The sequence below is a fragment of the Pontibacter sp. CAU 1760 genome, assembly GCF_054482735.1.
This window is the reverse complement of record NZ_JBTLRL010000021.1, coordinates 43,791-56,324: the sequence shown is the minus strand read 5'-3', so window position 1 is coordinate 56,324 and position 12,534 is coordinate 43,791. Positions and strand designations below refer to the sequence as shown.

The 12,534-nt window shown below is 50.6% G+C and carries 14 protein-coding genes; 8 read left to right on the top strand and 6 right to left on the bottom strand.

Annotated elements, in window-relative coordinates; translation table 11 throughout:
- Positions 1-174: 174 nt before the first annotated feature.
- A complete protein-coding gene (locus ACXYMU_RS20130; RefSeq protein ID WP_458988225.1) occupies positions 175-885 on the bottom strand; it encodes a hypothetical protein in 711 nt (236 codons plus the stop codon).
- 63 nt (positions 886-948) lie between these two features.
- Positions 949-2,799, bottom strand: a complete 1,851-nt coding sequence (locus ACXYMU_RS20125) for a glycoside hydrolase family 3 protein (RefSeq protein ID WP_458988224.1) — start codon at positions 2,797-2,799, stop codon at positions 949-951.
- A gap of 249 nt (positions 2,800-3,048) precedes the next feature.
- Between ACXYMU_RS20125 and ACXYMU_RS20120 the strand changes: the two genes are divergently transcribed.
- The 5 genes from ACXYMU_RS20120 (at position 3,049) to ACXYMU_RS20100 (ending at position 7,049) form a co-directional block, all read left to right on the top strand.
- The gene (locus tag ACXYMU_RS20120) at positions 3,049-3,843 is read left to right on the top strand and encodes a rhomboid family intramembrane serine protease (RefSeq protein WP_458988223.1); all 795 of its coding nucleotides are present in this window, start codon (positions 3,049-3,051) and stop codon (positions 3,841-3,843) included.
- Positions 3,840-4,631, top strand: coding sequence for a TVP38/TMEM64 family protein (locus ACXYMU_RS20115; RefSeq protein ID WP_458988222.1), 792 nt, complete (start codon positions 3,840-3,842; stop codon positions 4,629-4,631). Before ACXYMU_RS20120 ends, ACXYMU_RS20115 begins: the two co-directional genes overlap by 4 nt.
- A gap of 361 nt (positions 4,632-4,992) precedes the next feature.
- On the top strand, positions 4,993-5,502 hold the full coding sequence (locus ACXYMU_RS20110; RefSeq protein WP_458988221.1) for a hypothetical protein: 510 nt from the start codon (positions 4,993-4,995) through the stop codon (positions 5,500-5,502).
- 95 nt (positions 5,503-5,597) lie between these two features.
- Positions 5,598-6,431: a potassium channel family protein gene (locus ACXYMU_RS20105; RefSeq protein WP_458988220.1), complete on the top strand. Its 834-nt coding sequence runs from the start codon at positions 5,598-5,600 to the stop codon at positions 6,429-6,431.
- A gap of 60 nt (positions 6,432-6,491) precedes the next feature.
- Positions 6,492-7,049 carry an HD domain-containing protein gene (locus ACXYMU_RS20100; RefSeq protein WP_458988219.1) on the top strand — a complete coding sequence of 186 codons (558 nt, stop codon included), beginning with the start codon at positions 6,492-6,494 and terminating at the stop codon, positions 7,047-7,049.
- A 57-nt stretch (positions 7,050-7,106) separates the two neighbouring features.
- On the opposite strand, the gene ACXYMU_RS20095 is transcribed toward ACXYMU_RS20100, so the two are convergent.
- Positions 7,107-7,298 carry a hypothetical protein gene (locus ACXYMU_RS20095; RefSeq protein ID WP_458988218.1) on the bottom strand — a complete coding sequence of 64 codons (192 nt, stop codon included), beginning with the start codon at positions 7,296-7,298 and terminating at the stop codon, positions 7,107-7,109.
- A gap of 156 nt (positions 7,299-7,454) precedes the next feature.
- Here ACXYMU_RS20095 and ACXYMU_RS20090 point away from each other — a divergent pair, with 156 nt between their 5' ends.
- Positions 7,455-8,408 (top strand): sterol desaturase family protein, encoded by a 954-nt coding sequence (locus tag ACXYMU_RS20090; protein WP_458988217.1) that lies wholly within the window; start codon positions 7,455-7,457, stop codon positions 8,406-8,408.
- Between the two features lie 42 nt (positions 8,409-8,450).
- Here the strand turns inward: ACXYMU_RS20090 and ACXYMU_RS20085 are convergent, their stop codons facing one another.
- Positions 8,451-8,891, bottom strand: a complete 441-nt coding sequence (locus ACXYMU_RS20085) for a hypothetical protein (RefSeq protein WP_458988216.1) — start codon at positions 8,889-8,891, stop codon at positions 8,451-8,453.
- Positions 8,892-8,993: 102 nt separating this feature from the next.
- Positions 8,994-10,043 (bottom strand): nucleoid-associated protein, encoded by a 1,050-nt coding sequence (locus ACXYMU_RS20080; protein WP_458988215.1) that lies wholly within the window; start codon positions 10,041-10,043, stop codon positions 8,994-8,996.
- Positions 10,044-10,275: 232 nt separating this feature from the next.
- Between ACXYMU_RS20080 and ACXYMU_RS20075 the strand changes: the two genes are divergently transcribed.
- Together ACXYMU_RS20075 and ACXYMU_RS20070 are read left to right on the top strand one after the other, a co-directional pair.
- Entirely contained in the window at positions 10,276-11,019 is a 744-nt protein-coding gene (locus ACXYMU_RS20075) for a DUF72 domain-containing protein (RefSeq protein WP_458988214.1), read from the top strand.
- A 322-nt stretch (positions 11,020-11,341) separates the two neighbouring features.
- Positions 11,342-12,055 (top strand): porin family protein, encoded by a 714-nt coding sequence (locus tag ACXYMU_RS20070; protein ID WP_458988213.1) that lies wholly within the window; start codon positions 11,342-11,344, stop codon positions 12,053-12,055.
- A 200-nt stretch (positions 12,056-12,255) separates the two neighbouring features.
- Here ACXYMU_RS20070 and ACXYMU_RS20065 read toward each other — a convergent pair whose 3' ends face one another.
- Entirely contained in the window at positions 12,256-12,483 is a 228-nt protein-coding gene (locus ACXYMU_RS20065) for a hypothetical protein (protein ID WP_458988212.1), read from the bottom strand.
- Between the last annotated feature and the right edge of the window lie 51 nt (positions 12,484-12,534).

Below are 12,534 nucleotides of genomic sequence, written 5' to 3'. Positions count from 1 at the left end.
TGGGCTACTACAGCTAACTTAAAGCCCAGGGTATAGTCGCACTGAGTACGCTTGCTTTTTTTCTCTTCCCCTTTTTCCATATAAGGTTGTGTTTAGTGTCAACCTATTTCAGGACGGGACATATTGCATAAAAAGGGGGACAGTTTAAGTTAACTGTCCCCCTTTTTTGTGCTTTTAGTTGGCATCTCCCCGTAGCATATCTTGCGTGTCTGCGCTGCCCTCTAGAGCCAGGTACTCTGCCTGCAACGTTCTGATCTTTAGCTTGTCACCGGTTCTGAGCTGGCTCTCCATGGTGCGGCGGCGCTGGTTTAGCTGGCTGTACACATAATCCACATAATCCCAATCGTTCTGCGACCAGGAACGTCGATTGGTCCTGACCTCGCCCATAAACGTGAGGTATGCCTCCCGGATATTGCCAGGCTGTATCTGGTCTAAATTGCTGTAGCTGCGCAGCAACTGGTTTTGCCAGCGCCCCACGGCTGCTGGGTCAAGAGGCTGCTGCTGGCGGCGCTCCTGGCGTTCCTCCCAGCGGCGGTAGCGGTTCTGCAAGTCAAGGTACTCCGCTTTAGACTGCTCTGTCAGGCTGTCGAACTTCTGCTCTAGCTTGGCGTTCCGTTCCCGCAATTCCTCGCGCACCGCAGGCCATTCCCGCCTGATGGCCGTATCGCCTCGCTCGGTTTGCCTGTTCAGCCAATTCCGGAACTCATCCAGTTCATCTTCGGCTGTCTTCCCGCTTTTGTAAACAAGGGCTGTGTCATCTCGCTCAGCTGTGTCCACGGTTATCTCGCCAGTTTCTTCCACATCCCGGCGGCCTTCGCAGCTCCCTACCATAAAGCTGGTGCACGCGACAAAAGCCACCCGAATTAATGATTTCCAAGTATTCATATTGCTCTTTTTTGAGGTCTGTACCTAATCTTTTAGGAATACGGAAAGCACCTGCCGAAGATACTATGGGGTAGCCAGCAGCGATGCATCTTGCCTCAGGCCATGACCATAGGCATAAAACTTGTTCACGGTTACCGGCAGCTTCCCTCTGGCCTCGAGCTTTCCAAAGATAAGCTTGGCGGCTGCTTCCTGGGAATGGAAATGGGGCTGATAGGCCAGGACAAGCCCACTGCTTTGCTCAATGTCCGGGAATTGGTTGAGGGTATAGGCATTATCGAAAAGGGTGATGATGGTTTTTTCGGAACGGGCCAGGCGCTGAACTAACGTCGCCGCCTCCTTTGAGTACCCTAGGTTGTTGCTTGGCCGGATGCTGGGCCCGTATAAACCTACCAACACCACGTCGTACTGCTGCAGCTTCTGCCAGACTTGTTTCACTTCCTTGGCGTTGGCTTTGCGGGAGATGATAAAATCTGTGGCAGGCGCGTGCAGGTTCACCTGGCGCTGAAACGCGGTCGTGCGCCGGGCCCCGATAGACAAAGTAGCGATCCTGGTCCGGCGTTTTGGGCGGACCGGGAGGGTTTTTTGCTTGTTGTTTAACAGGGTGATGGCGGCTTCGGCGATGGCGTGGTTCACACTGTCTGCCTCGGGTGTGTTCAGGTCTTCGAACAGTTGCTGCAATTCGATCGGCTTATACTTATCCAGCCCTACCCACTGCTTGGCAGCCAGTATGCGTTTGCAGCGGCGGTCTATCTCGGCCTGCGATATATCTCCGCGGGCAATGGCGGTTTTTATAGCACGAATCGCCCTGGGCACGCTGTTCAGGCGCTCCAGTATATCATTCCCCGCCATCAAGGCCCGAGCCTCAGCCTCTCCGGGCGGAAAGTACTTCGTTACTCCTTTCATCACCATCGCATCCGTGAATATCAACCCATCAAAGCCGAGCTGCTTGCGGAGCAGATCTGTTACAATAGGCTTGGACAGCGTAGAGGGGAGGTTCTCCGTGTTATCTAGACGGGGGATGTGCATGTGGGCCACCATGATGCCGCCCAGGCCGTACTCAATCATTTCGCGGAAAGGGTATAACTCCAGCGAGTCGAGGCGCTGGCGGTTGAAGGGTATAACAGGCAGGTCGTGGTGAGAGTCTACGTCTGTGTCGCCGTGCCCCGGAAAGTGCTTGGCTACCGCAATAATGTCGTTTTGCTGCATCCCCTGCATCAGGGCAATGCTTTTTGAGGTTACATCCTCTCGGTTTTCACCAAACGAGCGGTAACTGATGATGGGGTTATTCGGGTTGTTATTAATGTCAGCCACTGGCGCGAAGTTGACATGCATTCCAAGCCGCTTAAATTCCGCCGCGATCTGAGCACCCATTTCATAGATCAACTCATGGTCGGCTACGGCACCCAGCATCTGCTGGAATGGGTACTGCACGGTACTGTCCAGGCGCATGCCGACGCCGGACTCCGCATCCATCGAGATGAGCAAAGGCACTTTGGCGGCTGCCTGGTACTTGTTGGTGAGGATAGCCTGGCGAACGGGGCCACCCTGGAAGAAAATGATGCCGCCCACCTTGTACTGCTTGATCAGCCGCATTACGTCGGCTTCGTAGGCAGGTCCTTTATCCGAAAAGGCTTCCACAACCATCAACTGGGCAATGCGCTCGTCGGGTGTGAGGGTATTGAAAACAGAATCAACCCAATTTGATTCGGGCTCTTGCAGGGCGGCAACTAAAGTAGCAGGCCGAAGGTAGGGATGCCCTCTCTCGAGCACTTTGCTGCCAGGGTCAAGGTTGGCTTGCTGCTGTGCACTTGTGGTGGTGTCGCAGGCGGCGAGGCAGAATGGCAGCAGGGCAATGGCAAGGAAGCGCCATGCAGAGCTGGAGCTATTGGTACAATATTGAGTGATAGGTTTCATTTCTTACAAAAACGGGTGAAGTGCGGCTTTCTTGCCATTGGCCGCTTCTTAAGCAAATGGATAGTAGCAACAACACTCAAATAATTTTCAGGAGCGTGTATTTGGCCACTGTTTTACGTTAATCCGGGAAGAGTAGATTGCATATAAAGCGCAGGTTTTAGATATAAATTTTATCTTTCCTTAAAAACAGTCCGAACCTCAAGCGGGTTTACGCCATCTATGCGCAGAACTTATACTGATTCATACCCTTTGCACTCACAAGAGCAGCAAACTAACTTTGGCTACAGCTTCCTGCCAGGGGCTTTGTTTGTTGCCCTGCTGGTGCTTATTGGCTTGCTTAGCTACCTCACTGATGCCAACCTGACCTGGCTGGGCGTAATGCCACGCCGTTTCTTCGGCTTAATCGGTGTGGTAACGTCCCCGCTGATCCACAGTGGCTTGCTGCACCTGCTTTCTAATGCCTTTCCGCTGGTCCTGCTCTCGGGGTTTATCCTGTTTCTGCATCGGCAGGTTGCCAGTAGGGTCTTTCTGCTAGTATACGTGCTCAGTGGGCTGATGACATGGCTTATCGGGCGGCAAGCGTATCATGTGGGAGCGAGCGGACTGGTGTATGGCCTGGCCGGGTTCCTGCTTTTCCATGGGTTCTTGCGGCAGAACCGGGGTGCTATGGCCGTGTCGCTGGCCGTGCTTTTCTTATACAGCGGCTTGTTCTATGGCCTTTTCCCGAATGAGGAACAGGTGTCTTGGGAGGGGCATGTCAGCGGCCTGTTTGCAGGCCTGGTGGCGGCGCTTATTTACGGCGAACGCACCGTGAAACCTGCCGGGCAGCAGCCTATCTCCCATTCTGTCGTGCAACGCCACATGAGCAATACCCTTGGGGCGAATTACCATTACTTTGGCGTGCAGTATGAGGTGAAAGAGCCCTCCGTAGCCAAGGATTGCTATGCTTACACACTGGATACCAAAACCGGTCAGGCAAAAGTTCAAACCCGATACGCTGCTGCTTCGTCTAACAGATGGGTATCACCAAAGAAAAGGCAATGACCGATCACCAGAAAGATAAGATACATCCAGACCAGAGGCCTGCTAGAGGCAATTATTCCCATGAGGCGGAGCAGACCAAAGCCCCGGAACATCAAACGGATGAGGAAAAGAGCAAGGAAAGCAAATGGCCGCTGATCATCACAGGCATTATTATCGGGTGCCTGGTGCTCGCCTACTTTATCTTCCCCGGATTTCAGGCAGAGGTGCAAAAAGGGTGGGATGCCCTGACGAGCGGCGATGAAAGGCGCATATCTAATTGGGTAAGCCAGTTCGGGTTTTGGGGGCCGTTTTTTATTGTGCTGGCCATGGTGGCGCAAATGTTCCTGCTGGTGATCAATGTGGTAGCCCTGATGTTAGTGGCAATCATCGCTTATGGCCATTTTTGGGGATCCCTCATTGCAATAGGCGCTGTTGTGGTGGCCTCGTCCATCGGTTACTGGATTGGCCATGGCGTAGGAGAGGCCGGGGTCAGCAAGCTGATTGGGCGCAAGACGGAACGTAAGGTCACGGGATTTGTGGAAAAATATGGCCTTTGGGCTGTCATGATTGCCCGCGTATCACCTTTCCTGTCTAACGACGCGGTGAGTTTTGTGGCAGGCTTAGCCAAGATGGGCTACTTTAGATTTATAGGAGCTACCCTGGCAGGTATAGTCCCGCTCACCATTCTCCTGGCCTGGCTCGGTGAGGACAACGAGCGCCTCAAAACAGGCCTTATTTGGGTATCGGCTGTGAGCTTGGGTGCCTTTGTGGCCTACGTCTTGTACGACAAGCATTTTAGCAAAAAATAATTTTTATATATTGAGCAAGCCACGAGTCAGGTTGCTGCTTTTTTCTACAATGTGGGGAAATAATCTACAGGTTTTCGCTTCCTGCGACAAGCCTGTTATGCTGCATTATTAAGTAAATCAGATACTTACGATATGTTGGGAATCTCGCTTTAGCACGATGCCAAAGAAAAAAAGTTGTCCTTTTTACTTAACTATTATCATATAAAATTAAAATATATTTAGTTTTTAACAACTTGTGCATGGTTCTTGTCATTAATGGAGACTTTAAAGTGTTGCATACCGCGGTAGCGAACTATTCTAAATCGATGTCGTTTAAGCGGGTTATTGTAAACACTATCTATGTTCCACGAAATGATAGCTTATGTTTAGGACAAAATTACTCGCAGCCATATTCTCCATTGTGGTAGCTGTGGCTGAAGAATTTTCCTTATTCAACGACGACACAACAGCAACTAAAACAGAACAAGCAGCGACGGCTACGATAAATCTTGAAGCACCTAGCCGTACAGTAGTAGATATAGAAGAGCCAACCGACGAAACGATGACTGTCTCCGCGTCAGTTTACTTCCCGGTACCAGGTCAGACCGACTCTTCTCCGTTTATCACCGCAGATGGCTCACGCATCAATAAAAACAATCCTAAAAAGCACCGCTGGATTGCCGTATCGCGTGACCTGCACAGCCGCTGGGGCGGTGATATCAGCTACGGCGACTCCGTAAAAGTTACCGGCCTCTCCAAAGAACTAGACGGCCTGTATATTGTGCGGGACATCATGAACCGCCGCATCCGTAAGCGCATCGATATTTTGGTGGGCGAGAAGGACAAGGTAATGGGCTTTTGGGATGATGTTCAAATCGCGAAGCTTAACTAAGGTCCCTTCCCACATTTCTTAACGAACCTAGGCAGTCCCCGTACTTTAGGCAAAACAGCCGGAAACGCAACCGCTGTTTGGCGCCTAAAGTAATTATGGGAGAAACAAACCTGCCAAAGGACCCTCAACAGCAAGAATTAGAGCACGAGCGGTATGAACTGCTCAACAGGCTGGAAAATGCCCTGGAATTACCTATGGTGATTCTGGGCTTTATCTGGCTTGTGCTGTTAATAGTGGAGTTCATCTCCGGGCTTAGCGCGGTGCTGCAACTGATCAGCAACATCATCTGGGGGATTTTTATCCTCGATTTTATTCTGAAGCTGATCCTGGCTCCCCACAAAATCCTTTTCCTGCGGCGGAATGTGTTGACCACTATTTCTTTGGCCGTGCCTGCGCTCCGCCTTTTCCGAATCACAAGAGCCTTCAGGCTCATCAGCACTGTCCGGGCAACCCGTGGGCTACGGCTGGTAAAAGTTGTCGGGTCCCTTAACCGGGGTATGCGCAGCCTCAGCAAATCTATGTCGCGGCGCGCCTTCGGGTATATGGCTACCCTTACACTGATTGTGGTTGCCGCCGGTGCTGCGGGCATGTTTGCCTTAGAACGCGAACATGGGCTGGGAAGCTATGGCGAAGCGGTATGGTGGACGGTGATGCTGCTGACGTCCATCGGGAGCGACTATTTTCCGGTTACGCCGGAAGGGCGCGTGTTGTGCCTGCTGCTGGCCATGTATGGCTTTGCAGTGTTTGGTTATTTTACCGCCACACTGGCCACTTATTTTATAGACCGTGATGCGGGCAGTGCCGAGGCAGAGGTAGCGGGTGCAAGCCAGATAAAGGCTCTGCACGAAGAGATAAAGGGGCTGCGCGAAGAACTGCAGGCGGTTTTGCAGCAACATGACCAACAACCACCGACTACTCCATCCGCCTGACTTTGATGGCTGCCCCAGAAGCTGTATTTTAGGTGTTTTTATCCCGACTATCCTAATAATATGAAACGAGAAGAGGCCATAGAGATATTACACCGCATAACGAAAAGCGAAAGCCTGCTGCGCCATGCACGCACAGTAGAGCTAGTGCTGCAGGCTTACGCCATAGAGCTAGGGGAGGATTGCGGGAAATGGGCAATCACCGGCCTGTTGCACGATGCAGACTACGAGGCGTATCCAGACCAACACCCAAACGTGATTGTGGGAATGCTGCGGGAGAGAGGGGAAGAGGAGATCGCACACGCTATTTCTGCGCATTATACCCATTGGGGCGTAAGCTACGACAGCCTATTGGATAAGGCATTGATTGCCTGCGACGAATTAACAGGATTTGTGGTAGCCTGTGCCCAGGTACGGCCTGACCGTTTACAAGGGCTGGAGGCAAAGTCGGTCATGAAGAAACTAAAGCAGAAAAGCTTCGCAGCCTCTGTCGATCGTGATGAAGTGCGCAAAGGAGCGGAGCTGTTTGGCGTAGAACTACCCGCCCATATCAACTTTATCATCGAGGTGTTGCAGGATCACGCGCAGGAACTACAGCTTCAACCACAGACCACTGCCTGATTTATACTTGGAGAGGTATACAGCCGCTGCCATACCCTGGGAGCGGCTTTTTTAGGGTTATTGCACGTAATCCCTTAAAATCTCGTGGCCTTCTTTATCGTCCTGGGCCTCTACTACTTCATTGATCACGTACTGCACTTCCTGCTCTGTCCAGTTTTCCTTCTCGGCGGCTTTCACAAATATATCAAGGGCAGCGAACCGCGATGCTTGGGCAGGCAGGCTTGCTTTTACTTTTTTTCGGATACGCATAGCTGTTTTTTTTTTGCAAATGTACGCAAACTAATCACAGATGGTGTTTTCAGGTTTGGAGTATCATTCATGTTGAGCACTTATGTTTCTACTCAGGGCTTAACCCTTTATTGAAAAGCCCGTTCTAAAAGCTGGCGCCAATGGCAGTTGACATGTATGGAAAAGGAGATATTCACGTTTGATGATTTACAGCACCTGAACGACTTGACGATCATGCACTACGCTATCCCGGTCATTGTATTGTCTGTGGTGGCAGAGTGGCTGATTGGGGTTTACAGGAAACGCAACTACTACCATAAAACCGAATTCGTTTCAGCGCTCACGATTGGTGCTGTTAATACGGTGCTAAGCGGGCTGTTGAAGGTATGGCTTTTCGGTGTGGCACTGGTCGTATACAATATGGTGCCTTGGGCTATACCACGGTCATGGTGGGGGTTTGTTGTCTGCTTTGTCGCTGTGGACTTCTGCCGTTACTGGGCGCACCGCATCGCCCACGAGCAGCGCTTTTGGTGGGCCACGCACGTCACGCACCACTCTTCAGAGCGCATGAACTTCTCCGTTTCGTTCCGGACGAGCTGGACACAGCACATCAAGTTTATCTTCTTCCTGCCAGTGCCCTTGCTGGGTATTGACCCTTTTACCTTTTTCATCTGCCACCAGGTGGCGGTGCTATACCAGTTTTTCGTGCATACCGAGCTGGTGAAGAAATTGCCGGCCCCGATCGAGTATATCTTCGTCACACCGTCACACCACTGTGTCCATCACGGCTCCAACCCACAGTACATTGATAAAAACTATGGCTCTACATTCATCATTTGGGATAGGATGTTCGGAACCTTTGAACCAGAGGTGGAAAAACCAAAATACGGGCTAACGAAGCCTGTCACCTCGTTTAACCCGGTATACCTGGTGTTCCATGAGTGGATGGACATTGTCCGGGATTTGCGGCACGCCAAGTCATTTAGCGAAGGGTTCCGCCTGTTATTTTACCCGCCAGGGGCTGTTGTAACCGAGCACCAGCGGCTAAATATGCTAGCGGAAACTGAGGAAGTCAGCAAGTTATCGGCAAATAAGGTGGAGGCAAGCCGTCTGGAAGCAGCCGATTTTTAAGCTTATACTGTTGCTAATCGAGATTACAGAAAGGAGGGTAGGCTAGTAATTCTCCTGGTAAGAAGCGCCTTGTCGGGAGGTTGGGTTGCTCTGAGCCTCACGCGGCACGCCCATTTTTTCCTCACGGCGCTGCTGGTACTGCTGAAACTGAATAGGAGTTAGCACATCCTTCAGTTGCGAGAGCCGGGTCTGGCTGATAATATCCATTTGCTGCACAATGCGGCGTGGCTCCTTCTGAAACTTCACCTTGGCAGCTTCGGCACTTTGCATACTGGACAGGTTTATGGCTCTGATCTTCTGCGTCTGCTCAGGTGTTAGGCGCAGGTGGCGGGCCATACCTGCGGTTATCTCATCCGCACGCTGCTCCAGGGTTTTCTCCCCTGCCTGTGCTATAGCTTTGGCAGGCTGTGGGCCGGCAGCAGTCTGGGTAAAGCCGCTTAACGAGGCAAAACTGAAAAGGAGGGCAAAGGCTAGTTTTTTCATAAGGCAATCTAAGTATAAAGGCATCCTAACAATTTCCGTTCCGAAAACAGGTGCTGGGTAAGCCAATCACCATGGTTTTTTATGCTCTGTATTGCATAAACGTTAACTCTCGCTGTGGAAGTATACTTTATAAAAGTGCATGCCGCGTTCCTGATCAAAGCCACGCTCCACATACTGCTCGCTCTGTTCGGGCTTATGCCCACTGAACTTGATCTCGATCTGGGTATCCAGCTTAATGAAGTTGCGGAATTTGCGCTTCATGTTGCGCACCGTGTTTTTGTTAATGGCAAAATCGGTGAAGCCTTCGATGTCACGCTCTTCGGCAAAGGTTTGGCTATAGTTTTTAAAACGCTCCTTTGTTTCCGGCTCGTCAATTACGCTGCTGGTAAACTCCTCCAGGTCAAACATCTCGCTCTTCGAGAAGTAATCCACAGACTTGCTCATAAACTCAACCTGTGCTTTTTTGCTCTCGGTGCGGGCAAACACCTCTTCCGAGAAGTCTTTGCACAGGTTCAGAACCGCCTTGGTGTTAAAGTTAGTGTCCTTGAGCTCCGTTACGTGCAGGAAATCCTCTTTCCAAAAAACGGCGTCAGTACTGTTGGCATCCACCAGTTTTACCCGGAAGCCGTCCTCCGCCTCCATATTGAAGATCATACACCCTTTGTCCACGCTCTTCAGGTTCACGCCGGTATGGTAATCGACGCTTAGGTCGTTGTTGCTGTCTTGTATGGTCAGGAAAGTGTCTTTGTTCTCAGACTTGAAAATGCCGATAGCGTCTACAAAGGCATCGTCCATCAGGCAGCCGCCAAAATGCACCACGTACAGTTCACCGCTTTTTACTTTCGGGTGATCTGACTGCTCGTAAAGGTGGTTCAGGATATGGATGGAGTACTCCAGGAATTTGGACGGCTCGCTGAAGATGAGTGCGGAATAGGCAAACATCTCATTCAGGGTAATGTCGGAGGTATGGGTGAACCTAAAAAACTCCTCTTGCTTAAAAGGGGTGATGAAGTAGTTCAGGAGCAAATCATTCAATTGCTCATCCCGAAGGTCCACCACATCTTTAGAGGCCAGCACGCCCTCATCTTTTGCTTTGTTGCCTACCCTGTGCACGGCCAGTTGCTTCAGGCGCACCTGTGTTTTTTCGCTCATCGCTACATCCTTCTGTTTCGGGTGCAAAGCTAACTATAAATTTATCCTGCTGCAGCCCTAAGTTTTAGGGTGTATGCTAACTTTCATACTTGTCACTTACTATCCCTGCCGCCTGTCGCTGTACCATCAGTTCCAATTAGCTTCTATAAGTGTAAGGACGGCGCATGATCGGAGAAACAAATGCGAAGGATCCAGCTTAACTTTCTGAAGCAGGAGGCGGTATATCCCTTCCATGGAAAGGAGCATCTATATCGGGACGTCTGGCTGGCACTACAAGCACTGGGTTGGCGCGTTTTACCCCCACGGCATGAAGCCAAAGGACTTTACGGGCCACTACCAGCAGTTTTTCAGCACCGTGGAGATTAACAACTCTTTTTACAAATTACCCTCCGCCCAGACATTCGCGAACTGGCGCACTGCTGTGCCTCCAGATTTTCTGTTTTCTGTGAAAGGCAGCCGTTTTATCACGCACATGAAGAAGCTGAAGGACCCGCAGCAAAGCATTGCCCGCTTTTTCGAGAATGTGAATAGCTTAGAGGAGAAGCTTGGCCCCATCCTGTTCCAGCTTCCCCCGTTCTGGCACATGAATGAGGAACGGCTGGGGAGTTTTCTGGCGGCGCTGCCTAAAGGGTATCGGTATGCTTTTGAATTCCGCCACCACAGTTGGTATAGCCCGGGCGTGCTGGAATTGCTTCGGCAGCACCAGGCAGCTTTTTGCATCTATGAACTGGAGTGGCACCTGTCGCCAATGGAAGTTACCGCTGATTTTGTGTATGTGCGCCTGCATGGTCCCGAGGGCAAGTATGCAGGCAGTTACCCCGAGGACACGCTTTCGTGGTGGGCTAATAATTGCCTGGAGTGGCAGCACCAGGGCCGCGATGTGTATCTCTACTTCGACAACGACCAGTATGGCTATGCCGCTTTCAATGCCCAGCGCTTGCAGGATTTGGTGCGCGAGCGGGGCGGGAGGGCCTAAGGCTAACACTCCGCAAAGGACTTCCCACTGGTATTCCCCCGGCGCGATACCCTGCTTTTATTCAGGCCCTGTCCAGTGAGTTATATGCTACATAGTAACTGAATGTTTTATATGGATACACCTATTATAATTCACTTTTGTGTATGAATTGTGGCTTGCTGAAGATTTTATTCACTTGTAATTAATTGATTATCAAAGCTATAGGTGTTGATCTTGATGGTGAAGGTATAGCCGATTTTGTTTTGGCATGATATTTCCATTCTGCATCAGCAAGCAGCGCAGCTTATCCTTAGTTATTTACCATTCAAAAGCTATGCAGACCATGAAAAAGATATGTTTACTTATAGCGGCCATCGGTTTATTTGCCGGAGGGGCCAGCGCCCAAAGTTATAGTACCAGAAAAGCACCTTCTACCAGCGCGCCCACTTCTCCGGTTCGGTTTGGTATTCGGGCGGGTGTTAACGTGGCTGACTGGGAAGGGGAGACGATGCAGAGTGTGCAGGACCTTGCCAATCAGACAAACGGCGCCATAATGCAGGAGATGCGGACGGGTTTCCATGCCGGAGGGTATGTTACCATACCTATATTGCCGGGCTTCGAGATAGAGCCAGGGTTACAGTATTCGCAGAAAGGAACTGTGCTCAGGGGCAAAATTCCGATTCAGGATTCAGAGTTCCTGAAAGCTAACCTGACAGTGACCAACAAGGCTGAGTACCTGGATTTGCCTTTGCTGGCGAGAGTATATGTGGGAGAAGGCTTCCATTTCTATGCGGGGCCGCAGGTATCTTACCTCGTGTCTAATAAAGTGGAAGCAAGAGCCGGTGCTTTTGGCTTCAATGCAGTCAACCAGGAATTTGACATCAAAAACAGGATCCGGGAAGTGGATGTGGCCGTGAGTGGAGGCCTGGGCTACAAATTCGCAAGCGGCTTCAATATCAGTGCAGGCTACGACTATGGCTTGAGCACGGTAGACAAGAACGGCAGTTTCGACACTTTCAATAGAGTGGCAAAAGCATCCGTTGGCTATACCTTTTAAGCCAACAAAAATCAGCGTTTGTGTTTTTTATGTATCAGGCTACTGCATTGCGGTAGCCTGATTTTTTTAGGGAGCATTCAACTAAAATGACGCTGAATGCTGGTCATTAAACCACCTATGGCCCTTCGCGGAAATGCTGGTTTATCAATGGCAAAAAATCCATATAGCCTTCGTTAATCCTGGCTTGTGCTGCTTATTTGTTAATGGTGGTGGTGGTGATCGTGGTCGTCGGGGTTGCTGTTAAAATTCGCAATAGTGCCCAACACAAAAAACACGAGCCAGCACAGGTAAAGCGCCTCAAAGTTCTGGACCGCCTTCCCGATCAGCAGCAGGATAATATTGGCGACAATGGTCATAACCAAGCCTGTGGCAGCCACAAACTGGTATGAGTTCATTTCCCGCGGATCGTATATTTTGGTAAGTTTCATAAGTGAGCTCTTTTGTACTTCTGTCTAACGCCAATTTAACTGTAGAGGTGC

Excerpts from the sequence above, each read along its gene's own strand:
- ACXYMU_RS20130 (WP_458988225.1), bottom strand. The coding sequence starts at position 885 with ATGAATACTTGGAAATCATTAATTCGGGTGGCTTTTGTCGCGTGCACC.
- ACXYMU_RS20125 (WP_458988224.1), bottom strand. The coding sequence starts at position 2,799 with ATGAAACCTATCACTCAATATTGTACCAATAGCTCCAGCTCTGCATGG.
- ACXYMU_RS20115 (WP_458988222.1), top strand. The coding sequence starts at position 3,840 with ATGACCGATCACCAGAAAGATAAGATACATCCAGACCAGAGGCCTGCT.
- ACXYMU_RS20110 (WP_458988221.1), top strand. The coding sequence starts at position 4,993 with ATGTTTAGGACAAAATTACTCGCAGCCATATTCTCCATTGTGGTAGCT.
- ACXYMU_RS20105 (WP_458988220.1), top strand. The coding sequence starts at position 5,598 with ATGGGAGAAACAAACCTGCCAAAGGACCCTCAACAGCAAGAATTAGAG.
- ACXYMU_RS20100 (WP_458988219.1), top strand. The coding sequence starts at position 6,492 with ATGAAACGAGAAGAGGCCATAGAGATATTACACCGCATAACGAAAAGC.
- ACXYMU_RS20095 (WP_458988218.1), bottom strand. The coding sequence starts at position 7,298 with ATGCGTATCCGAAAAAAAGTAAAAGCAAGCCTGCCTGCCCAAGCATCG.
- ACXYMU_RS20090 (WP_458988217.1), top strand. The coding sequence starts at position 7,455 with ATGGAAAAGGAGATATTCACGTTTGATGATTTACAGCACCTGAACGAC.
- ACXYMU_RS20085 (WP_458988216.1), bottom strand. The coding sequence starts at position 8,891 with ATGAAAAAACTAGCCTTTGCCCTCCTTTTCAGTTTTGCCTCGTTAAGC.
- ACXYMU_RS20080 (WP_458988215.1), bottom strand. The coding sequence starts at position 10,043 with ATGAGCGAAAAAACACAGGTGCGCCTGAAGCAACTGGCCGTGCACAGG.
- ACXYMU_RS20075 (WP_458988214.1), top strand. The coding sequence starts at position 10,276 with ATGGAAAGGAGCATCTATATCGGGACGTCTGGCTGGCACTACAAGCAC.
- ACXYMU_RS20070 (WP_458988213.1), top strand. The coding sequence starts at position 11,342 with ATGAAAAAGATATGTTTACTTATAGCGGCCATCGGTTTATTTGCCGGA.
- ACXYMU_RS20065 (WP_458988212.1), bottom strand. The coding sequence starts at position 12,483 with ATGAAACTTACCAAAATATACGATCCGCGGGAAATGAACTCATACCAG.